Annotated in this window: 18 protein-coding genes; all 18 read right to left on the bottom strand. The window is 44.9% G+C overall.

Translation table 11 applies throughout. The annotated features are described in order from the left end of the window. Positions 1–6: 6 nt before the first annotated feature. Positions 7–1,326 carry a flagellar protein export ATPase FliI gene (gene fliI / locus IHV80_RS04260; protein WP_102544306.1) on the bottom strand — a complete coding sequence of 440 codons (1,320 nt, stop codon included), beginning with the start codon at positions 1,324–1,326 and terminating at the stop codon, positions 7–9. Further along, positions 1,326–2,126, bottom strand: coding sequence for a flagellar assembly protein FliH (gene fliH, locus IHV80_RS04255; protein ID WP_192890161.1), 801 nt, complete (start codon positions 2,124–2,126; stop codon positions 1,326–1,328). Before fliH ends, fliI begins: the two co-directional genes overlap by 1 nt. 122 nt (positions 2,127–2,248) lie before the next feature. Continuing rightward, a complete protein-coding gene (gene fliG / locus IHV80_RS04250) occupies positions 2,249–3,310 on the bottom strand; it encodes a flagellar motor switch protein FliG (RefSeq protein WP_192890160.1) in 1,062 nt (353 codons plus the stop codon). Then, positions 3,303–5,045 carry a flagellar basal-body MS-ring/collar protein FliF gene (gene fliF, locus IHV80_RS04245; RefSeq protein ID WP_192890159.1) on the bottom strand — a complete coding sequence of 581 codons (1,743 nt, stop codon included), beginning with the start codon at positions 5,043–5,045 and terminating at the stop codon, positions 3,303–3,305. The genes fliG and fliF overlap by 8 nt, the downstream gene beginning before the upstream one ends. Before the next feature lie 16 nt (positions 5,046–5,061). Next, complete coding sequence (fliE, locus tag IHV80_RS04240; protein ID WP_010439327.1) at positions 5,062–5,373, bottom strand: flagellar hook-basal body complex protein FliE; 312 nt, start codon at positions 5,371–5,373, stop codon at positions 5,062–5,064. A 132-nt stretch (positions 5,374–5,505) separates the two neighbouring features. Next, complete coding sequence (locus IHV80_RS04235) at positions 5,506–6,915, bottom strand: sigma-54-dependent transcriptional regulator (protein ID WP_192890158.1); 1,410 nt, start codon at positions 6,913–6,915, stop codon at positions 5,506–5,508. 30 nt (positions 6,916–6,945) lie between these two features. Then, a complete protein-coding gene (locus tag IHV80_RS04230; RefSeq protein ID WP_192890157.1) occupies positions 6,946–7,989 on the bottom strand; it encodes a sensor histidine kinase in 1,044 nt (347 codons plus the stop codon). 184 nt (positions 7,990–8,173) lie between these two features. Then, positions 8,174–9,640 (bottom strand): sigma-54 dependent transcriptional regulator, encoded by a 1,467-nt coding sequence (locus tag IHV80_RS04225; protein ID WP_192890156.1) that lies wholly within the window; start codon positions 9,638–9,640, stop codon positions 8,174–8,176. Between the two features lie 228 nt (positions 9,641–9,868). Beyond that, positions 9,869–10,279, bottom strand: a complete 411-nt coding sequence (gene fliS / locus IHV80_RS04220; RefSeq protein ID WP_017104821.1) for a flagellar export chaperone FliS — start codon at positions 10,277–10,279, stop codon at positions 9,869–9,871. 12 nt (positions 10,280–10,291) lie between these two features. Next, positions 10,292–10,597 carry a flagellar protein FliT gene (locus IHV80_RS04215; RefSeq protein WP_192890155.1) on the bottom strand — a complete coding sequence of 102 codons (306 nt, stop codon included), beginning with the start codon at positions 10,595–10,597 and terminating at the stop codon, positions 10,292–10,294. A gap of 3 nt (positions 10,598–10,600) precedes the next feature. Then, complete coding sequence (fliD, locus tag IHV80_RS04210; RefSeq protein ID WP_192890154.1) at positions 10,601–12,625, bottom strand: flagellar filament capping protein FliD; 2,025 nt, start codon at positions 12,623–12,625, stop codon at positions 10,601–10,603. Positions 12,626–12,647: 22 nt separating this feature from the next. After that, the gene (gene flaG, locus IHV80_RS04205) at positions 12,648–13,073 is read right to left on the bottom strand and encodes a flagellar protein FlaG (protein WP_102436935.1); all 426 of its coding nucleotides are present in this window, start codon (positions 13,071–13,073) and stop codon (positions 12,648–12,650) included. Positions 13,074–13,154: 81 nt separating this feature from the next. Further along, entirely contained in the window at positions 13,155–14,285 is a 1,131-nt protein-coding gene (locus IHV80_RS04200; protein WP_004736190.1) for a flagellin, read from the bottom strand. 721 nt (positions 14,286–15,006) lie between these two features. After that, entirely contained in the window at positions 15,007–16,140 is a 1,134-nt protein-coding gene (locus tag IHV80_RS04195; RefSeq protein ID WP_192889190.1) for a flagellin, read from the bottom strand. A 686-nt stretch (positions 16,141–16,826) separates the two neighbouring features. Then, complete coding sequence (locus tag IHV80_RS04190; protein ID WP_004736187.1) at positions 16,827–17,963, bottom strand: flagellin; 1,137 nt, start codon at positions 17,961–17,963, stop codon at positions 16,827–16,829. Positions 17,964–18,386: 423 nt separating this feature from the next. Next, positions 18,387–19,577, bottom strand: a complete 1,191-nt coding sequence (gene flgL, locus IHV80_RS04185) for a flagellar hook-associated protein FlgL (RefSeq protein ID WP_192890153.1) — start codon at positions 19,575–19,577, stop codon at positions 18,387–18,389. Positions 19,578–19,586: 9 nt separating this feature from the next. Then, positions 19,587–21,467: a flagellar hook-associated protein FlgK gene (gene flgK, locus IHV80_RS04180; protein WP_004736185.1), complete on the bottom strand. Its 1,881-nt coding sequence runs from the start codon at positions 21,465–21,467 to the stop codon at positions 19,587–19,589. A 222-nt stretch (positions 21,468–21,689) separates the two neighbouring features. Next, positions 21,690–22,631 carry a flagellar assembly peptidoglycan hydrolase FlgJ gene (flgJ, locus tag IHV80_RS04175; RefSeq protein WP_192890152.1) on the bottom strand — a complete coding sequence of 314 codons (942 nt, stop codon included), beginning with the start codon at positions 22,629–22,631 and terminating at the stop codon, positions 21,690–21,692. Between the last annotated feature and the right edge of the window lie 9 nt (positions 22,632–22,640).

Here is a 22,640-nt window from a genome sequence, read left to right as displayed (position 1 = left end):
CACGGCTTACCCGCCTAACACATGCTTCAACATGTTGACGCACATGTCATAGGGAACCGTTTCTTTCATTTTCTGTTGTAAGTATTCATCCAATCTCGGTTTCAGGGTGAAGGCACTATCAATCGCAGGGTCAGTCCCCGGTTTATAGGCACCAATCGACACCAAGTCTTGGTTCTTACGACAGATAGACAGTACTTGACGCACCGCTTTCGACATCAAAACATGTTCTTCAGTGGTAATTTGAGGCATAACACGACTGACTGACTTCTCTACATCAATCGCAGGGTAATGACCCGCATCGGCCATCTCTCGGGACAATACGATGTGTCCATCCAAAATCGCTCGCGACGCATCGGCAATAGGATCTTGTAAGTCATCACCTTCGGTTAGAACAGTGAAGAAAGCGGTGATCGAACCTTGTTCATCGTTGCCGTTACCCGCTCTTTCCACCAGCGCAGGAAGCTTGGCAAATACAGATGGCGGATAACCTTTAGTTGCAGGAGGCTCACCGACCGACAGAGCGATCTCACGTTGTGCTTGAGCAAAACGGGTCAGTGAATCCATCAACAGCAGAACATCTAAACCTTGGTCTCGGAAATATTCGGCAACAGCCAACGCTGTCTGACAGCCTTTCAAACGCATTAGTGGAGACGAATCCGCAGGAGCTGCGACAACAACCGAACGTTTACGGCCATCTTCGCCAAGAATCTCTTCAATAAATTCTTTTACTTCGCGTCCACGTTCACCAATCAAACCCACCACAACCACTTGCGCCGTTGTGCCTCGAGTCATCATGCCAAGCGTGACCGATTTACCGACACCAGAGCCAGCAAACAGACCAATACGTTGACCTTTACCCACCGTAAGCAAACCATTGATGGCCTTCAAGCCGACATCGAGTGGCTCAGAAATAGGTTTACGAGCTAAAGGGTTGATGGGTTCCGCGTTAAATGAAGCGCGTTGCTCGGTATAGATTGGACCCAGCCCATCGAGTGGATTACCCACACCATCGATCACACGACCAAGCAGTTCCATCCCGACAGGAATGCCACTTTCAGAGGTCACTGGAGTGACACGTGCACCCGGTAAGATCCCCGTGATTTGTTCACTCGGCATCAAAAACAGATTATCACCCGAGAAGCCAACCACTTCAGCTTCCATCTGACCAGACATGGTTTCGACCATACACAAGCTGCCGATGGGTGCTTTACAGCCAGTCGCCTCTAGCGTTAAGCCAACAACGCGCACCAACTTACCCGAAGCAATTGGTCGTGATTTCAGCCCTTCGACTTTGTATTGGCTTAGGCGATTCGCGAGTTCAAGCATTACTCATGACCTTGATGACGATTGGCGCCACAGAAGTTTTGAATCACGTTTTTGACACGATCTTCCATGCGGTAGTTAACGCTCGACTCACCCGCTTCAATTTGCACATCACCACGGTTGAGTGCAGGCTCTGCCACTAAATTCCAATTACGACATTCCAGTTCTGACTCACCATGTGCAGAACGAATAATCGCGACATCTTCAGGGTTAAGTTTTAAAGTGATTGCGTGACCAGAGATCGGCAATGACTCGACCGATTCTTTCACGGTATCTAATATGATTTGCGGATTGGTTTGAACTTCAACATGAACGACTTCTTTAACCATGGTTAACACCATGTCGACCAATTGCTTCTCTACCTGAGCATTCATTAACTCTAACGGCTGTGCGAATTGGTTAGCAAGCCCCATAAAAACCGCGACTTGTTGTTGAATATATTCTTGCCCAGCAGTAACACCTTCAAGCTTACCGGCTTCATTGCCCTCTGCATGACCTGCAACAAACCCTTCTTCTTTGCCTTTTTCGTAGCCCTGCTTAAAACCTGCTTCTTGCCCTTGATGAAGGCCTTCCTGATAAGCGCCTTGCTTGATCAGTTCAATCTGTTCTTCAGTCAGAACAAGTTCTTCATCTTCAATGGCTTCTTCAACCGTAGGCATCCAGCTAGGGTCGTAATTAAACGCCGTCTCTTTAGCATTTTTACTCACGTCAGAAGTGTAATCAGGGAGCCCCCATTTTTGAGGCTGGGCAACCGTATTATCTTCATCGGGACGAAGGAAGCCGCGTTTTCTATCACCTGACATATCAGTACCTATCTATGTGTGAGTCAAACTACTATTTAAATTCAGAGAGTTAGACTTAAATAATCGGGTTTCGAGATTGGATAAAGAAAAGCCCCAACACTGTGGGGCTTTGAGATTTCGTATTACAGGAACTCGTCGGCACCGCCAGATAGCATAATCTCGCCACTGTCTGCCATTTTCCTCGCAATACCCAAGATCTCTTTCTGAGCCGCTTCCACTTCAGAGACTTTCACTGGCGGCATCGCCTCAATATCGTCTCTCATCATATCTGCAGCACGTTTAGACATATTCTTGAAGATCTTCTCACGTAGACTTTCATCGGCACCCTTAAGTGCTTTCTGAAGAATATCTTGTGGAACATCACGCAACAATCGTTGAACGCCTTGGTCATCAACTTCGATAAGGTTTTCAAAGACAAACATAAGATCTTGAATCTGTGTTGCCATGTCTTCGTCTTGATCTCGGATTTGATCCATCAAGACACCTTCGACGTTGTTATCCATGTAGTTCATGATTTCAGCCGCAGCTTTCAGGCCACCAATTTTGGCTGCTTGAGCACCAGCTTGACCCGCAAACTGTTTCTCCATGATTTCGTTCAGTTCAGCAAGCGCTGAAGGTTGAACTTCTTCAAGGTTAGCAATACGCATCATTAAGTCTAGACGTACACGCTCAGGGAACTGAGACAAGATCTCGGCTGACTGATCGGCTTCTAGGTAAGACAATACAATCGTTTGAATCTGAGGGTGCTCGTTGATGATGATACTTGCCACCTGACGAGGATCCATCCACTTAAGAGAATCCAAGCCTTTCGAACCGGTACCCAGAAGAATCTGGTCAACAAGGTTATTCGCCTTATCTTCACCCAGAGCAGCCACCAATGCGTTACGCATGAAGTCTTCACTGCCCATACCGATGTTGGTGTACTTCTGAATATCATCTAAGAAAGCACGATGCACTGCACCTACTTTCTCTTGTGACAAGTCAGTGGCACGCGCCATCGCACTACCCACACGTTGCACCTGCTTAGGCTCTAAGTGACGAATAATACCAGCCGCATCTTCTTCATTGAGACTCAATAACAAGATCGCTGCGCGTTCATCACCCGATATAGAGTCGATGTCCACATTAGCGACATCAAGCACTTCACCGCCTTCAGCTTGTTGTGGAACAATTTCGTTAGCCATCTGCCATCCAATTCTTAACTACTTGAGCTGCTAGCTCTGGTTCATTCGCTACAAGAGCACGTACTGCTTTCAGTACATCTTCGTCTTTATGAAGGTTAGGTAAATCAATGCTCGAACCGAATTCGAACAACTCACCACCTTCAATATCACCACCAATTAGGCTGGTTTCGCCATCGGCGCCGATTGGCATGCCATCAGGGCCATACATCTGATCATCATTGTCTGCAGCTGGGTTAAGCAATTTCTTCATGGCTGGGCGAACCAGAACCAACACCACCACAATAATAACCAACGCGCTTGCAAACCAACGAACCCAATCGTTAAAGTTTGGATGCTCCCAAATAGGCACATCGGCGACGATATCAGTGACTTGAGGCGCAAACTGCATACTCAATACATTAAGTAGGTCACCACGAGTTTCATCAAAACCTACGGTGCCGATAAGAACCTGACGAATGGCATTAATTTCACTGGCAGGGATTGGCGTATGTACCACTTCACCTGTATCTGGATTCAACGACTGGCGATCTTTGATTGCGACAGAAACTGTTTGGCGATTCACCGTGCCGCTCTGCTTACGCTCATGGCTGATGGTGGTATCTAGTTCGAAGTTTCGAGTCGCTTCTTTGTGAACCGATCCTTGCCCTGTCATCGCACCGTCTTTCATCTGGGCAACATCTTGAGGGATAGAAGCATCTGCAGGCGGTTGATTACTCAAAGCACCTGGAATACCTGCCACTGTATTACCATTGTTGTAATCTTCTAGCGTGTATTCACTTCGTGTCGCTGGGGTGTTCGGGTCAAAACGCTTTCTTGTTTGCTCTACCGCGCTAAAGTCGAGTTGAATATCAACCTGAGCGGTGTAATTACCAAAACCAAGAATAGGGATAAGAATAGAGTCAATTTTCTCTCGCAACGCTTGCTCTTGGTTACGCTCTAATTCGTGCTCTTTGCGACGAGCCGTTGACATTGGATCTTGAGAACCGGAACTCAGAAGTCGACCATGCTGATCGGTCACAGTAATACGCGAGGTCTTCATTCCTGGCACGGCACTAGCCACCATATCGACAACAGAATCCACTTCTTGTTGTTTTAAGTTGGCGCCGGTTTTCACCGTTAGGAATACCGAAGCGGACGCTTCTTGATTGTGTCGAACAAACACACTTTGCTTTGGCAAGGCCAGTAAAACCTGCGCTTTACGCACTTGTTTCATCTGTTCAATGGCTTTCGCAAGTTGTCTTTCACGACTTAATTTGAGGCGTTCTTGTTCTAAACGTTGTGATACACCAAAGCCCATGTCTTGCATGAGGATGTCATCACCTGCGTTTCTCTCTTGGTTCAATCCCGCTCGTACCATATTCAGCTTCAGCGAGTTGTACTCACTAGCAGGTACTGAAATTGTGTTGCCATCAAGAGAATACTCGATCTTCTGTAGATCTAAGTAATCAAGAACTGGGATCAACTCTTCTGTTTCATAAGCCCCTAATGGACGCATTTCTGGTTCTTTTACCCAGAAAAACAGCATCACAATAAGCGCAACACAGATAGAGATCGAAAGGACTAAGACGACCTGACGAAGTAAATCAAGATCACCTACTGCCATATCGAACTTCGATGAACTGCGTTCACCTAGATCGGGATTTTGCCCTTCTCCGTCTAGCTCTGAACCGGCAATAAGTGCGTGGTCGTTGCTATCGCTTACGGCTAAATCTGTTGTTTGACTATTTTCTGCCACTATTCAACTACCTAACTTATACCGGCATATTCATAAGCTCTTTGTACGACTCGACCAATTTATTTCTAATTTGGATCGTCGCTTCAAAGGCCACACTAGATTTATTCCGAGCGATCATCACATCGGATAGAGACACACTCTGGTCGCCGCTATCAAAGCGAGCTTGAAGATCGCCAGAGGTCTTTTGTAGTGAGTTCACATTATTGATGGCTTGCGTCAACATGTTGCCAAAGTCTGCACCAACCGCTTGCCCCGTTGCAGCAGGACGCGCGCTAGCAGCTTCAACCATCATTGCCTGCATTTCGCCTTGTAAACCATCTATTCTCATCTACTACCTCAGGAGTCAAAATTATGACTATCTATTTAGCTGTATTATTGACAGAGCAATTAGCGTGCCACACATTAATTTGACTAGACATCGTACTACAACAGTCAGAAAGCTGGCACCACTAATCTAACCTCAGTTTGGGATATCTATTCCAGCATCACGCATTTTTGCCAGCTTATAACGCAGCGTACGTGGACTAATCCCTAACTTTTCAGCCATATCTTTGCGTCGACCATTACAAGCAATCAGTGTTTCAAGAATAATCGCATACTCTTGATCTCGAAGCTCATTTCCAAGACCTTCACTGCTTGCCACAACTTTACTGATAGGATTCGCTTCAGCAATCGGCTTAATTTCAGGCGCTGCAACACTATTTCCTTCAACAATTTGTTGTAGGCCAGTAGCGTCTTGCCAATCAACACCTTCAAGTAAGATATGCTCACCAGAAATATTTTCTTGCTCACTCAGAATTAGGGCACGCTGCACGACATTATCCAGTTCACGCACATTACCCGGCCACGGATAATTGACGAGTTTACTGATGGCTTGCTCGGAAAGAGAAGGAACAGGCATTCCAAGTTTGGTGCAATGACGCTCCACCAAATGCTTCGCTAAAGGCTCAATATCGCCTTTACGTTCACACAGAGCTGGCCAAGTAATTGGGAATACATTCAGTCGGTAGTATAAATCCTCACGGAAATTCCCTTCAGAAACATACTGTTTTAGATCTCGGTTACTGGTTGCCAGAACGCGGACATCCAGTTTGATGCTCTTGCGACTGCCAAGACGTTCAACTTCACGCTCTTGCAACACACGCAGCAGTTTCGCTTGTAGGCTAAGATCCATTTCACTGATCTCATCCAACAAAATAGTACCGCCCTGCGCTTGTTCAAATTTACCCGGGCAAGCTTGAATAGCGCCAGTAAATGCGCCTTTGTCGTAGCCAAACAGTGTCGCTTCCAACATATTATCTGGAATCGCGGCACAGTTAATCGCTACAAACGGGCCGTCTTTACGGCTCGAAGCGTTGTGAATATAACGAGACATGACCTCTTTACCAGAACCACTTGGCCCTAGCACCATCACGTTGGCGTCGGTTTTAGCCACCTTGTCGGCCAGCATCATTAACTTGATGCTTTTCTCGTCGGCAACGATGGCATCACCATTATCGTCCGATTTCACAGGAGCGTAACGGCTCACCATATTGAGCAGCACTTCAGGCGCAAATGGCTTTGCCATGTAATCAATAGCGCCTTCTTTCATTGCCGCTACCGCGTCTTCAATGTTGGCGTAAGCCGTCATCAATAAAACCGGAAGATTTGGCCAATGCTGCTTGATGTTTCTTAACAATGCTAAGCCGCCCATACCTGCCATCTGTACATCAGAGACAACGATATCAACGGAGTTCGATTTCAATTTTACCAGAGCATCTTCCGCACAATCCGCTTCTAGCCATTCATAGCCAGCAAGCGCGAGTGTATCGACAAGGGCTTCGCGTAGACCTTCATCATCTTCGACGATTAACACTTTGCTTTGAGCCATAGGATTCTCCAGTGTAAATTCAGTTAAAACTTATTCATTTTCAGAAGAAGTGCTTCTCTCTAACGGCAAGCACATTGTAAAACAGGCGCCGTCCCCTTCTTCTGATATTAATTCCAATCGGCCTTCATGTGCTCGACAGACCATTTGCACAACCGCTAGCCCCAAACCTGTACCTTGCGAGCGAGTGGTAAAGAAGGGTTCCATAATTTTACCTTGAAGCTCTTTCGGTACGCCGGGACCACTGTCTTGTACTGATATTTTAAGTTCGCCGTTTACGGGCCTAAAGAACACATCAATCTGCGATTCCTTGCCAGCAATTTGCACTGCGTTCAAAACTAGGTTGCTCAGAGCAGAAGCAATAGCGTTGGCATTGCCAAACATCTGAGTATCTTCGCCTTCAACTTCCTGGCAGTAATCAATCTGGTTCGATTTTAATGCCGCTTCCACCATTGGGTGAAATTCAGTGATCAATTCAGCGACTGTAAATGGCTTCACAACCTTATTGTCGCCGCCTTTGGCAAACAACAGCATGTCATTCACTTGTTTCTCTAAGTCATGCAATCTATCCATAAGCTTAGATTGAAAACGTGTCTTTGTTGCCGGCGGTAAATTTGGCGCGGCAAGGTTTGATGCATACAGCATCGCGCTAGAAAGCGGTGTACGTACCTGATGTGCCAACGAGGCTACCATTCTGCCTAACGACGACAAACGCTGAAGATCACTCACGCGAGACTGTAGAAGACGAGTTTCCGTCAGGTCGGTAATCAAGATAAGCTGACCCGTGGTAGAAGCTGAAATCGCCAAACGAACCTTACGCCCATTCTTCAGTGAGATCTCATGTCCGTCATCGTCTTTTGGGTCAAAGGCACTTTGAATAACCGAAAACCACTTCTCGCCCACCAGTTCAACACCTAAAATTCGGTGCGCTTCAGGGTTAGCTTCTCTTACTTCACCATGAGTATCTAACAAGATGACACCTGCTGGCATCACATCAAGCACTTGCTTATAGCGCTCAACCTGCTGTTCAACTGAATCTAGGTGTGACTGATTTTCTGATTCGTTAGATCCGTGCATGTCAAAAATTTGCCTCAAATACTAAAACAGCCTGACACGTAAAACACGCGTCAGGCTATTTGCTATATTTATCACATAGTTAAGCAAGCAACAACTCGACTATGTCCTCTCTATTCACTCAATCAAAACGACGTTTAACTCAACACCCGTCTTAATTTGATATCGCTGAACGCGAACCTGAGCTCTATCGCTGTAGGTTATACTTACGCATTTTTTCAACCAGAGTTGTTCTGCGCATTCCAAGCATATCGGCAGCACGAGCAACGATTCCACCCTGAGCTTCCAAAGCTTGATTGATCATATTCACTTCCATATCAGCGAGAAGCTCTTTCAAGTTAACCCCTTCCGGAGGCAATTCTTGAGGAGCATTGGCGTTATCAGCGAGATCATCTTGTTGGTCAAAGCTGAAATCTTCTGAGAATAGATCAGCCAATGCATCACGCTCTTGCTCTTCTTCTGATACAAAGCTATTAAACTCTGGTTGGAATTCAGGAATATCGCTGTATCGATATTTTGTTGGCAGGTGATTAACGTCGACCAAACTGTTTGGATAGAGGATAACCATACGCTCAACTAAGTTTGCTAATTCACGAACGTTACCTGGCCATTGATGCTCCATTAAGGAGTTAATCGCACGAGGCGTGAAACAAATAGGCATGCTGCCTTCCGCTTCCATTCTCGTCATCAACTCTTGCAGTAAAAGAGGCACATCCTCTTTACGGTCTTGTAGAGCTGGCATTTCAATCGGGAACACATTCAGTCGGTAATACAGATCTTCGCGGAAAGAATCATCGTCGATCATGTCTTCAAGATTGCGGTGTGTTGCCGCAATCACGCGAACATCAACTTGAATCGTGTTATTACCGCCTACGCGTTCAAAGCATCGCTCTTGTAATACACGTAGTAGCTTAACTTGCATTGCCATTGGCATGTCGCCAATTTCATCAAGAAACAGCGTACCACCTTCAGCCAATTCAAAGCGGCCTTTACGTGCGGTAATCGCACCGGTAAACGCGCCTTTTTCATGACCAAACAGTTCACTTTCCAATAAGTCTGGCGGAATCGCGCCACAGTTTACTGGCACGAAAGGCCCTGAGCGACGCTTAGAATGATAATGTATATTACGCGCTACCACTTCTTTGCCCGTGCCTGATTCACCAAGAATCAGTACGTTCGCGTCCGTTGAAGAAACTTGTTCAATTAAGTGGCGAACTTCTTGAATACCAGCACTTTGCCCAACGAGGCTGCGAAACAGTGTGTTCTTACGTGCTGAAGAGACGACTTGAACACCTTTACGACCTAAGAAGTCTTTACAGTGTCTTAATGCATCACTTAATTGAGGGTAGTTAAGGGGCAGCTCCAATTCGCCAACAAAGTTGGGAAGTTCATCGACCGAATGATTATGCTTGCCAATAACAAGCAATGGGATGTGATTTGCGTGAACGAGCTTTTCATTGAGTAAAGCGTTGAAGCCTTTACCTTTAATTGAGCCAATAATGCAGCCTGACCACTGTAGTGACCAATCCACTTTACGTGCTTGTTCCGAGCTGATTACTTCGCAGCTCTCTCCTACAAACTCTAATATTGTGCTTAAATTGTGACGATCTTGAGCATTATCATCGACGACAAGCAGTTTTGCCAAACCATGCATAAGTAGGAATTATTGCCTTTATTTTGGTGCGATGCGGAAAAACGGTGAGCAACGTAATCTATAAAACAGAAGAATATATCAATGATTATGTTTTACGTGGACAAATTAAGGAAATCAGCAACGAAAAAAGCCATTAGGCTATCTAATGGCTTCTATTTTATTTGATTAAAAAAATAAGGCAACCAACCAATTAACGTAAGTGTCGTTAGTTGAAAGGATTGTTTTTCTTTAAATACCTACGTCAGCAGACGTCAAGTTGTGATATTCGTTCGGAATTTGGTCCCAAGCGCTCTTAATTTCGCGGATAATATCGATAACATCATCAATTGGCTGTGGATCATTTTTGTGATTTGCCGCAGAAATTTGCGTGATCATGAACTCATAAAGTTGATCTAGGTTTTTCGCAATATCACCACCATCGGCCATAGAAAGGCAACTACGTAGGCTAATAATGATATCTAGAGCCTTACCAAGGCGTTCACCTTTCACTGGAATGTTGCCCGCTTGCATTGCCGCTTTGCCTTGAATCAAGCGTTCAATTGCACCCGCCATCAACATTTGTACAATCTTATGGGGTGAGGCAGCTGTTAGCTGACTATCCACTGATACCTTTTTATATGCCTGTAAAGAACCGCGCATAGTAAACCTCTTCTATAAAAACTTTTTGTATTGTTGAACTGATTTAGCGCCGTGACGGTATTTGTGTAGGGTCTTACCTACTCGAGTCGTCTCAGACTGCATCAATTCGACCAATTTTCTGGTTCTGGTAATGGCTTCAAACCATTCAGAACTTTGCTTAACGTCGGGGTGTGAGTCGATGAATTGAAGCACGTTTTGCAATAACTGTTCTCTGTTATCGACAAGCTGCGTTATTTCTTCAGCATTAATTTCACTAAATTCGAGCTTAGAGATAATTAATTGATCTAGTTCACAAAGCTCTTGAAGCTGGCTATTCATCGATTAGCCCAACGCATTCATCATACTGCCCAGCTGAGATTGCATCTTGCTGGTTGCATCTTGCATAGCGGTAAACTTAGAGTGCGTGCGGTTTTCTAAGCTGTCCATGCGACGGTCCAATGCACTTTGATCATCAACCAAGCGATAATTCTGTTCGACCAAGCTCTTTTCTCGTGTACGAATAGAACCCGTAATACCGGTGATGCCTTGAATCGCATCTTCCACTTTTTTGGCGAAACCATTGTTACCACCAAAGAACTCACCCAACTTATCGAAGTTGTTGTTGAGTTGACGGTCAAGCATATCGTAGTTGATTTCTAACGAACCTTGTCTAGTGGTCGTGATACCAAACTCCGTCAAAGATTTAAGGTTCTCAGGCGCCCCTTCAATGCTCGACGAGAAGACGCCTTTCAGCCTTGAGTCGGCATTACGTACCGTACTGTCACCAGAGAGTGGGCCCTTTTGGCCTGTTGTTGGATCAACACCCGCTAAGTCTTTCGACACTTGATAGAACTGGTTATAAGAGCTCACAAAGGATTCGATATCTTGGCGAACACTATTACGGTCGTACTCAACACCGATTTCTGCCGGCGGCTTATCTTTTGGGGTTTTTCCTTTAACCGTAATATCGATACCTTCAACGGCATCTTCAATCACATTGTTGTTGCTAGAAAGCTGAGCAACGCCGTCCAAAACCACCATTGAATCTTGGCCAGCTTGAACTTCGGTCATGCCGCTATAAGTATCAAACGATTGCTGTGCTTGAGCCAGGTCGGCTTGTACTTTGTCGACTTTTTCCAATTGCTCACGCTCTTCTGGCGATAACTTGGAGCGCTCGATGGTTTTAGCTTGTTCGGCGGTCAATTCGCCTTTTTCTACTTTTTCAGCCAGCTCAGTTTTTTCTTGAGCGATTTTCTCTTCGATACGTGCTTGTTCGGCTTCTAGTTTCTGCTGGGCTTCTTTTGGCGTGACGTATGAGTCCGTCAACGTACCCGATGCTGCATTTGACCAACCTGGAACATCAGGGGCTTTCTCTATCGCTTTTTCATCAAGCTCAAGTTCAGGTGAGTAATAGGAGTCTAGGAGCGTACCAGAGGCCGTTTCACTCCAACCTGGGATATTGTCTTCAGGCATGACCGACTTTGCAGCTTGGGCTGCGTCTAGGGCAGCCTGGCCGTCAGCTGCGGCTTGTTCGCCGTAGCTCAAGCTTTGGGAGCCTTCGTCAGCTGCTGTGGAATCAGTTTGGGTTGCCGGAATGATATTTCCGTTTTCATCGAGTGTTTCACTCGCATTTGGATCATCGTTAGCGATTGCATTATCGATGAGTTCGGCAGCTTGTCCTGCCGGTGTTAGCGCAAGGAGCTCTTGAGCCGCTAGGCGAGCTTTCTCTAGCGATTTAACACGCTCTTCAAGCGTTCTGTATTCGAGTTTTTTTAAGGGGTTTGCAGAGTCAGACTCTACATTGATATTGATCTGTTGATCAGAACCAGACTGATTGGAAGCAACGATAAGTCGCGGGCCTTCTACATCATTAATGATAGAAGCGCGAACGCCTGGGTTTTTATCTGCGCCGTTAATTCCGCGAACAACCTCGATCAGTTTCGATCTATCGCTAACTTGTACGTCAAAGCTCTTGTCACCTAATGAAATCTGCAGCTTGCCTGGACCAAATTTCATGTCTTCTGACAATACATCAGAAGCCACTTTATGGCTTTGGGCAAGCTGCAACACATCGATGGCATATTTGCCAGCGATCGCTTCAGTAGTCGCTGTTGCAGAAACCAGACCTTCATCGGTACTTTCGACTGTTCTCACAGCGAAAGCTTTCTCCTGACGAAAGTTTGTCATCAGGTTTTTCATCGAATCGAGAGATTCTCTGAGTCTTCCATAGGCACTAATGCTGGTGTCGATTCGCGTTCGTTCATTGTCGATTCGTTGCTGTTTAGGCACACGCTCAGAATCAACAATTTTGCTGACCATGGAATTGATATCCATGCCAGACGAAATCCCCATTGGGCCAAAACTCATTAAACCACCTCAATAATACGACTTAAACCTTCACCTCAAATATTCTACTATTTGAGTTTTGGGCTGCTAGGCGTCTTAGAATTTCAAGCATTTCTTCATCAGGAATCTGACGAATAATATCGCCAGTTGTGGTCTCATAAATGGTGACCACATCTCTCCCCGATTCTTCATCGACTTTAAAGGCAACACCTTTATTGAGAGAAGATATGAACTCGTTCACCTTCTCTACCATCTTGACTCGCTCCTCATCATTCAACTCTTGTCTAACTTGAGCCAATTGAATCGCCGCTTCGGTAGCCTCTTCTTTCGATTTCTCTACCTTGCCATAGGATGTTGCTTCTTTCAGTCGAGAAACACTCGACGCACTACTACCTTCATCGCTTGCAAATTTAATGCCATTAGGTGAGCCATAAGGCTGGATGTTCGATGCGTTGGATGGTATTTCCATAACAGTCTCCCTCCCTCCTTTGTGAGCCATACAGTAAAACTCTACCCAAAGTAGAGTTTACCGCTACTTACCGAAGTAAGTTTAGCCCAATAAGCTTAGAGCTGCTGATGGTGATTGTTTTGCTTGAGCTAGGATAGAAGTACTCGCCTGTTGTAGGATTTGAGACTTCGTCATTGCTGTCGTTTCTTTCGCGTAATCAGTATCTTTGATACGGCTCTTAGATGCATTAACGTTTTCGTTGATGTTATCTAAGTTGCTGATTGCGTGGTCAAAACGGTTTTGGAAAGCACCAAGAGAAGCACGGTTACTATCAACAGATTTTAGTGCGCCATCAATGATAGATACCGCTTCGTTTGCACCAGCAACAGAAGTTACATCGATATCGTTAACCGTCACGTCTTTAGCTGCACCAATACCAAGTTCACCAGCAAGGCTGCCGCCGAACTCAACATCGCCTTCAACTTTTTGGCTTGAAGCGAAAAGTTGCAGTTTGCCGCCTTCGCCTACCGACGCTTTTACGTCTTGGCTTTGACCGTTGATGTAAGTTGCTAGCTCTTCCATATCGTTGCCTTCCTTCGCAGAAATAGACAACTCTTGTGCTTCACCAAACTTATCGTTGTATTTGATCGTTAGGTCAGAGCCCGCAGCAACACGCCATGAAGCATCTTTACCTTCAGTAACACCGTAGCTTTTGCCACCCATGTCTTGAGTGTCGGTACGCATGTTGTTCATCGTTAGCATTACTGCTTCACCAGAATCAGCACCGATTTGGAAAGATTGGCTACCGTAAGTACCGTTAAGAAGCTTGTTACCACCAAAAGAGGTCGTTTCAGCGATACGGTTAAGTTCAGTGTTTAGAGCAGAGACTTCTTCTTGGATCGCAACACGTTCAGATTTGCTGTTTGAACCATTTGAAGATTGAAGAGAAAGGTCACGCATACGTTGCAGGATGTTGGTTGACTCATTCATTGCACCTTCAGCTGTCTGTGCAATAGAGATACCGTCATTCGCGTTTTTCACAGCCATATCTAGGCCACGGCTTTGCGACGTTAAGCGGTTAGAGATTTGTAGGCCTGCAGCATCATCTTTTGCGCTATTGATTTTATAGCCAGAAGACAAACGCTCCATTGATTTTTGAGTACCTTCAGCCGCGCTATTTAGGTAGCGCTGAGCCGTCATTGCAGACACATTAGTGCTTACATTAATCGCCATAGTTGATCTCCTTTAGGCATTTTTTAATGCACTTATGTGACTCTCACCTCACACAAATACATGTCAATTTTGTTTATGCACCAGTGTCTCTCTCACCTTACATTGGTACATATCATTTCTCTCAATCCCTTTAACGGCCCCTTAAGTAGAAGCTTTAATAAAAAATGTGCTTTTTTTCGTATTCTTTTCAACAACAAAGAAAAGTGTGATCGGGCTTCAATTAATAGAGCGACATTCGCTAAAGTTCCCCGCTTGCTTAGATTAATAAGCATGGGATTGAATACAAAAACCAACTGAGATCCCCGATATCTCGTTCTACTCGATTCTGGGATGACGATGAATCTCCTCATCGACTAATGAGTAGTTCGTCATTCCCTAAAATGGTAAGCAAGAACTAAACAAGTCCTCTCATTAAAAGTCAGATTCCTGATACCTCCTTTTACTCGGTTCTGGAATGACGAAAGGTAGCTTCGGTACAATAAGTGATGAAATTATCATTTCCCGATCCCGTCATTCCCTACTGTGAGGAACGAACGTGATAGGGAATCTCACTTTTGCTCCTGATCACCAATCCTACTATTTCCCAAGACCTTCTTTTACCAAATAACAGGCAATAAAAAACCCAGCCGAAGCTGGGTCTGTTTAGCGCTCATCTCTCACCACGAGCTAATTTGTGGAAGCCTAACGTTAACGCTTATGATCAACGTGGCCTTTCAATCGATTAACCTAGTAGGCTAAGTGCCGAGTTCGGTGCTTGCTTCGCTTGAGCAAGAATCGAGCTTGAAGCTTGAGAAAGGATCTGAGACTTGGTCATCTGAGTCGTTTCTTTCGCGAAATCGGTATCTTTAATACGGCTCTTAGATGCGTTAACGTTCTCGTTAATGTTGTCTAAGTTGCTGATAGCGTGGTCGAAACGGTTTTGGAAAGCACCCAGTTCAGCACGGTGGCTGTCTACGTACTTAAGTGCCGCATCGATAACTGCTACAGACTCTTGTGCGCCGCCAACTGATGTTACGTCGATAGTATCAACCGTTACATCTTTGCCAGGTTGCATGCCTAGTTCGCTAGCAAGGCTGCCAGAGAATGCTACTTCGCCTTCAACTTTGTTGTTACCAGTAAACATTTGTAGCTTACCGTCTTCAGTTACAGACGCTTTAACAGAATCTTGTTGACCGTTGATGTACGTTGCTAGCTCTTCGATGTCGTCACCCGCTTTCGCAGACACATCGATTTCTTGCGCTTGGCCGAAGTTATCAGTGAACGACATTTTTAGGTCGTTTGCGCCAGCTTGAACGTTCCAGTCTTTGTCTTTCGCGTTCTCAGTTTGGTAGCTCTTACCACCCATCTGAGCGTTATCAGAGCGCATGTCTTTCAGTTGAAGCATTACCGCTTCACCGTTATCCGCACCGATTTGGAATGATTTAGTACCGTGAGTACCGTTGAGCAGCTTGTTACCACCAAAAGACGTGGTTTCCGCGATACGGTTCAGTTCGTCGTTCAGTGCTGTTACTTCTTCTTGAATCGCTACACGCTCAGATTTTGAGTTTGAGCCGTTTGAAGATTGTAGAGACAAATCACGCATACGTTGCAGGATGTTAGTCGTCTCGTTCATTGCACCTTCAGCAGTTTGTGCAATCGAGATACCGTCGTTCGCGTTACGTACTGCAACATCAAGGCCGCGGCTCTGAACGTTCAAACGGTTAGAGATTTGTAGGCCCGCTGCGTCATCTTTTGCGCTGTTGATTTTTGAGCCTGAAGCTAGACGCTCCATTGATGTTTGTTGTGCGCTGTTTGCGTTGTTTAGGTAACGTTGCGCTGTCATCGCTGAAACGTTTGTATTTACATTCACTGCCATGGTGATTTCTCCAATTGATTTTCCGGTATAGCGGTTTCCGACGTCTCGGAAAACCAAGTAGTTCTCTCAAAGTTACTTTTAATAACGGCTCAAAATCCCGAAGCTTTAGAAAAACTTTTAAAAAACCACAAATAAAATATTAATTTGATATTTATCAGTAGGTTAAATTTAATGTTTTTCTAAAACCGCTATTGGATTTAATTGGCTAAAGATCCTGCTTTGTTCAAAAAACACGCTAACTGTCGTTAAGATTGGTCAACGCTCAGAAATGATCAATCACCAAAGGTCGCAGATGGGCATAAAGATTGTGCAATTCATCTAGCCAAGCAGAACATTTATAACGAAGAAAATGGGTTGAATTGAAACGTAAAAGATCAGAAACCTAAAGTTAGAAGCCAGCAGGAAACGCAAAAGACAGGAAAACAAAAATTTAGAAATCAGAAAGATAGGAAACAGAAAGGAAAAAGCCCCTTTTCCTTTGAGAGAACCGGGGCTAGTTGGCAGGTCAGAGCCTGTGTGGAGATCATCGAGAAATGAACACATTTCTGACGCGCCGTTGCATTCTTACCGTAAAAATGAATAGCAGGTGAGAGATGAGAGAGCTAAACACTCATAGTAAGTATGCTTGCCAGTTTCCCTTGCTGCATGGCTCACGTCTGAACAGGAGCAGCAAGTTCAACCAATAACTATTGCAATAGTGTCATTGCAGAGTTAGGCAACTGTTTTGCTTGAGCAAGTATCGAAGTACCTGCTTGTTGCAGAATTTGTGACTTGGTCATTTGCGTCGTCTCTTTCGCAAAGTCCGTATCTTTGATTCGGCTGTTAGAAGCGTCTACGTTCTCTTGAACGTTTGCCAAGTTATTAATACTGTGGCTTAGACGGTTCTGTTTAGCACCCAAATCAGCACGCTGTGAATCTACGTACTTCATTGCAGAATCAATTACGCTGATTGCGTTTTGTGAACCTGCAACGCTAGTCAGGCTGATATCTTGAACCGATGTTGCACGGCCTTCACTCTTAATACCTAGCTCAGATGCTAGGCCACCAGAGATCGACATTGCACCGTCAAGGTCAGGTTCAGCAACGAATAGTTGTATGCGACCATCATCGGTAACCGATGCGTTAACAAGATCAGATTGACCATTAATGTAAGTAGCAAGCTCTTCGATATCATCACCCGCTTTGGTATTGATATCTAAAACGATGTCTTCACCTGCTTTGGTTCTGAATTCAAACTTAAGGTCGCTCGCGGTTGGCGGCACTTCCCAGCTTTTATCTTTACCATTTTCAGAATCGAACGTAGTACCGCCCATACGGAAATCATCAGCACGAACACTAGTGAGTCCCATAATCATTGCTTCACCAGAACTAGAACCAATCTGGAAAGATGCTTCACCAAATGAACCATTCAACAGACGACGGCCACCAAACGAGGTCGTTTCAGCGATACGGTTTAGCTCATCTTGAAGTGCCGAAGACTCTTCATTTAGCGCTGTACGCTCCGCAGCCGAGTTCGTACCGTTTGATGATTGAATCGCCAGATCACGCATACGTTGTAGTACGTTGGTTGATTCATTCATCGCGCCTTCAGCGGTTTGTGCAATTGAAATACCATCATTGGCATTACGCATTGCCACGTCTAAACCACGTGATTGTGCCGTTAAACGGTTAGAGATTTGCAGACCGGCTGCATCATCTTTCGCGCTGTTGATTTTATGCCCTGATGACAAACGCTCCATAGAGGTCGCTAAATCATTAGACGCTTTATTCAGGTAACGCTGTGCTGTCATAGCAGAAACGTTAGTGCTTACATTAATAGCCATTTTGCTCTCCTTATGAGTTCGCAAACTTTCTGCGAAGCGGCCAGCTTTACTCTCATATGGATAAGCACTGACCGTGTATTACTCGCTAAACCCTATACAGGGTTTAAGATCTGTATAAATCATTTTATGACCAACACAGATACAAGTTATATGCCAAGTTTGATACTGTTTTGATTAATTTTTAATATACATAAAATCAATCACTTAAATTAAAACTTAACTCGATTTGATTTAACTAGCTTGGGGAACGAAAAGTACCTTCATTCGCCTATTGCCGCTTTTTGCCGCTATTCTCAAACAGATGATATCCTGTATAAAAACCCGGCAAAATTTGAAGTGATTCGCGCATACGGCATAGCACATATGGCATAGAATCTAACTTCAATGGTGAGTGTTAATTCACCACTAAATACTGATTGATCATTAAATATAATTAAACAAGGTCAGGTCTTTAGTTTTACCAAACGCTTGTTGAGAAGCTTGCAATGCTCGAGAGTTTTCATTGAATTCAATGATGGCCTTCGAGTAATCCAAGTCTTCAAAGTTGCTTTTTGCTTTCGCCAAAGACAACTTAAAGTCTTCATGTTGTTGCTCTTGAATATCTAGCGTACTTAAACGCGCACCAACATCGGTTCTTGCCTTGGTCAAATGGATAAACGCAGCGTGGAACTCTTCGGTTACTTGGTGCAATTTCGCAGTTGCTGATGCATCCGATACCGGGTTTTCAGCCTGCTCAGCAGCTTCTTTGAACGTATCAAAGATAGAGAAGGTCTCTCGCGGTTCCAAGGTAATCGAATCACCTTTAGTAATTTGGCCTTTTATTTGGATATTCAGCCCTTCATAGACAATGCCAGTCGAAGGATCAAAATCTTCCGCGGCCACCACTGCGCCATCTTTTTCAAGTTGATAAGCATAATTTCCTGTCTGCATATCAACGAACGTCACTTTATACGTTGATCCATCTTCAGCTGAGTTCGTCGCACGTTCCAAAAGTAATTCAGAAGCGGGTTCAAGCTCGTACTGAGGTTCGTAATCACCAAAAGGGTTATCTATTTCCATAAATAACTTGCTGCCCGGATCATTCATCGCCATCTCGAAGCTACTCGCTACACGCATCTTGCGTTGATAGTCATCACCTTGATACGTCACATTCCCTTCGTTATCTCGAAAGAAAGGCTGATTTTTCGGCTTAGTGCCTGCAAATGTGTAGTTACCCGACTCATCTTGAGAATTGGCCAAGTGCAAGAAGTTATTCGCTAACTCTTGGATCTCACGCTTTTTCGCTAAACGGTCTTCAGGGGAAAGCGCACCGTTGATCATTTCCATTACAGTTCGTTTTGCTTCATCAGCAAAGCCCTCGGTATTGGAGACCAATACCTCGTGATGCTCCAATCGATTACGAACCAAGACTATTGCGTCACTATATTGCTTAAGCTGCTCTGATTGCTGACCAATATTTTGTAAATAGTGCGTAGCCAAAGGATCATCACTTGGTGACTGCAACTTCTTACCGGAGGCAAGTTGTGCTTGGTTGTGATGTATCTTGTTCTCTTGACGGCGCAAGTCGTTCTGAACAGATTGGTAATTGTGGAAGCTAGAAATACGATTCAACATTTATACTTCCTACCTCAGAGCCAAAATAGTATTGAACGTATCATTGGCCGCTTGCATGATACGTGAGGAAGCCATGTACGCTTGCTGAAATTTCATCATATTTGCCGCTTCTTCATCGAGGTTAACCCCCGACACAGAAGCAATACGTTCCTGAGCGGATTCCTTTTCTAAGGTGGCAATGTCGCTTAAGCGATTTGCCGTCGACGCTTTCAGGCCCGTGTTGGTATTCAAGTTGTGGTAAAGGTCTAAAATCGTAGACTCACCATCATTCAAGATCTTTCCAGTTTGGAGATCTTGCAGCTTACGTAAGTTACCGTTGTCACCCTCTGATGGGACAAGGTTTGCCGTAAATTTATCGTTTGCCACAGCGCCAGAGGTCAACTCGAAAGTCGTGCCATTAATCGTAACCGGCCCTTCAGGTGGGTACGGCTGCGGCTGCATTAAAATATTGCCTTTCGGGTCAGTCACGGCAAACTGCTCACCTTTTGGTGAAACAATCACTTCAAACTCACGCAATTGACCGGCCGCTAGGATCTTGAACCCCGCCGAGCCTTTCGCGAATGTGGTCGATGCCTCATAACTTTGTGCGGCAATATCTCTTGGGTCTTTGGTTTCCATCTGAATCTGAGCAGCAAAGTTACGAGTTGGGCGCAGTAACAGCTTCTCACCCAATTCAGGCGGGTTTCGAACTTCGACTCGCATACCATCTAGATAAAAAGCATTACCTGCTGAATTAGTGCTGACTTTTACCGTTTCACCGTCAGGCTTAGTCACAACATAATCACTGCCGTCATACTTAAGGCCATACTCGCCGCCTTTTAAGGCAGAGGTGTCATCAATATATACGGCAACATCAGCCTTTGATTGGCTACCAGCCGTCACGCGTGATTTCGCCACCCGCTCAGAGTTCACATCGGTGAAAATGTCTTGGCCAACGTTGCCATTGAGATCCAAACCTTGTGATTGGAGTGAGTTTACTTTCTCAGAGAAAGCTGTTGCCAAACGTCCTAGTTCATCCATGATGTCAGGGATATGTTCGTCTCGCATATCGAGCATGGCACCGATTTTCCCATCGATATCATTACTGGTAATCGGCTTCAAAGACTTGCCTTCAACTATTGCTAGTCGACGCTGATGCGTATCAGGTAAACCATCAACCAACTTCAGTTGACTTGCTTCACTACCAGAAACCAAGGTATGACCATTACCAATATGGACGTTAAATCCTTCCGCATTAGAGCGCGGTGTTACCGTCACTTTGGTGTAGCCAGATAGCTCATTGATCAGCTTTTCGTGCTGATCTCGTAAATCATTGTGAGGTCCTGGTGTTCGCATCATCAGACGCTGAACGTCACGAATCTCAACCGCAATTTGGTTAACACGTTCAATGCCGACTTCTAACTTTTTATTCGTGGAATCAGACTGTTGACGTACCGTTTCATGAAATTCATTCAGGGTTTTTGTTACAAGCCCTGCTTTCTCTAACACGACCTTACGCGCACCCACATCATTCGGGGTATCGGCGAGTGTCTTAACAGAATCAAACCATTCATTGAGGTTTTCTGGAATCTTCTTTGAAGCGACCGACGACAACATGCTCGACAGCATATCGAGGTTGGCTTCGGTATCGCCTTTGTTGGCGGCATTGGTTGTCGATAAGTTAAGTTCTTTGACGGCAAACTGATCCCAAGAGCGGCGAACATTTTCCACATGCACACCCATACCGTAGGATTGACCTCCGTACTGGCGCGGGTCATTCACACCTTGAATCACAGACTGACGGCTATAGCCCTCTGTGTTGGCGTTAGAAATGTTATGACCTGTGGTGTTTAGTTGTCTCTGAGCCGTAAGAACACTTTGTGCCCCTACATTCAGAAGATCCGACGCCATGATGCCCCCAAAAAACTTAACCAAATCAGAATTAACTGATTAACTACAACCGCATATTACCAAGATAACAAGCAATATATGTGCCAATAGAAATAACTGGTAACTAGAAGACAATAATCTGTTGAAGTATAAGGAGATAACTATGAAAGACGTGGCAGGATTGGAAGGGGCAAATAAGAAAAGAGCCTGCCAGTAGCAAGCTCTCGATGTTGATTAATGACGCTAGTTCATCTCATCAATCTTGGCTTTAACACGTAAAACCTTGTCTGCATAGTTAGGGTCAGTTGCGTAACCGGCCTGATGAATGCCTTTGATGAAATTCTCTGAATTACCTTGATGCTGTAGCGCCGTTTCGTATCTTGGGTTTTCGTTCAAGAACTTCACGTAATCATTAAAGCTATCTTCGAAATTAGAGTAAGAACGGAAAGAAGCTGACTCTTTAACGGCTGTTTTGCCATGGAACTCAAGCGTTTGAGTCGCGACCTTATCGCCCTTCCAGCTTCTATCTGCTTTGATGTTAAATAGGTTATTACTATTGCCCAAAGAGTTCTTAATCATCTTAGAGCCCCAACCTGTTTCGAGTGCCGCTTGTGCTAATAGCAGAGACGAGTCAACACCGAGTGCACTCGCCGCTTTTTCAGCGTAAGGCTTCATCGACGTAACAAACGATTCCGGCGAATCAAATGAAGCGGGTTGTTTTTCTGCTGACATGGCTGTTGCTGACATAGCTGATGCTGGTTGAACTTGAGAGATTTTCTCTTCTGAACGACCTGAATACTGAGGTCTTTCCAGTGAGGTATCAAAACCTTCACTTCGAACCTTATCTTCTGTCGCGTCGCTTGCTTGGCCTGCACTTAACTGAGCAACAATCATATCCGCAAGACCGAGCGAACCTGATGCACTGAGTTCACTCGCCATTTGGTCATCTTGCATCTGGCGATAAAACTGTTCGTTCTGGCTGTTCAACATATCTGACTTAAAGCTTGAGTTCGCATCACGCATCGATTTAAACAACATAGATGTAAAAATAGATTCAAACTGTTTTGCAGCTGCTGTGAGTGCTTCTTTTTCGCTACCCTCTTCACCGTTTACTGCTTGTTGACGAAGACGGTCTAAACTGCCGATGTCGTGAATAAAGCCGATGTCATTGTTATTCTTAATCATGCTTTATTC

It is taken from the genome of Vibrio bathopelagicus (assembly GCF_014879975.1).
Classification (GTDB): Bacteria; Pseudomonadota; Gammaproteobacteria; order Enterobacterales; family Vibrionaceae; genus Vibrio; species Vibrio bathopelagicus.
This window is presented reverse-complemented; position numbering and strand designations above follow the sequence as displayed.

Coding starts and splice junctions, on each gene's coding strand:
- fliI (WP_102544306.1), bottom strand. CDS start 1,326: ATGCTTGAACTCGCGAATCGCCTAAGCCAATACAAAGTCGAAGGGCTG.
- fliH (WP_192890161.1), bottom strand. CDS start 2,126: ATGTCAGGTGATAGAAAACGCGGCTTCCTTCGTCCCGATGAAGATAAT.
- fliG (WP_192890160.1), bottom strand. CDS start 3,310: ATGGCTAACGAAATTGTTCCACAACAAGCTGAAGGCGGTGAAGTGCTT.
- fliE (WP_010439327.1), bottom strand. CDS start 5,373: ATGAGAATAGATGGTTTACAAGGCGAAATGCAGGCAATGATGGTTGAA.
- IHV80_RS04235 (WP_192890158.1), bottom strand. CDS start 6,915: ATGGCTCAAAGCAAAGTGTTAATCGTCGAAGATGATGAAGGTCTACGC.
- IHV80_RS04230 (WP_192890157.1), bottom strand. CDS start 7,989: ATGCACGGATCTAACGAATCAGAAAATCAGTCACACCTAGATTCAGTT.
- IHV80_RS04225 (WP_192890156.1), bottom strand. CDS start 9,640: ATGCATGGTTTGGCAAAACTGCTTGTCGTCGATGATAATGCTCAAGAT.
- fliS (WP_017104821.1), bottom strand. CDS start 10,279: ATGCGCGGTTCTTTACAGGCATATAAAAAGGTATCAGTGGATAGTCAG.
- IHV80_RS04215 (WP_192890155.1), bottom strand. CDS start 10,597: ATGAATAGCCAGCTTCAAGAGCTTTGTGAACTAGATCAATTAATTATC.
- fliD (WP_192890154.1), bottom strand. CDS start 12,625: ATGAGTTTTGGCCCAATGGGGATTTCGTCTGGCATGGATATCAATTCC.
- flaG (WP_102436935.1), bottom strand. CDS start 13,073: ATGGAAATACCATCCAACGCATCGAACATCCAGCCTTATGGCTCACCT.
- IHV80_RS04200 (WP_004736190.1), bottom strand. CDS start 14,285: ATGGCGATTAATGTAAGCACTAATGTGTCTGCAATGACGGCTCAGCGC.
- IHV80_RS04195 (WP_192889190.1), bottom strand. CDS start 16,140: ATGGCAGTGAATGTAAATACAAACGTTTCAGCGATGACAGCGCAACGT.
- IHV80_RS04190 (WP_004736187.1), bottom strand. CDS start 17,963: ATGGCTATTAATGTAAGCACTAACGTTTCTGCTATGACAGCACAGCGT.
- flgL (WP_192890153.1), bottom strand. CDS start 19,577: ATGTTGAATCGTATTTCTAGCTTCCACAATTACCAATCTGTTCAGAAC.
- flgK (WP_004736185.1), bottom strand. CDS start 21,467: ATGGCGTCGGATCTTCTGAATGTAGGGGCACAAAGTGTTCTTACGGCT.
- flgJ (WP_192890152.1), bottom strand. CDS start 22,631: ATGATTAAGAATAACAATGACATCGGCTTTATTCACGACATCGGCAGT.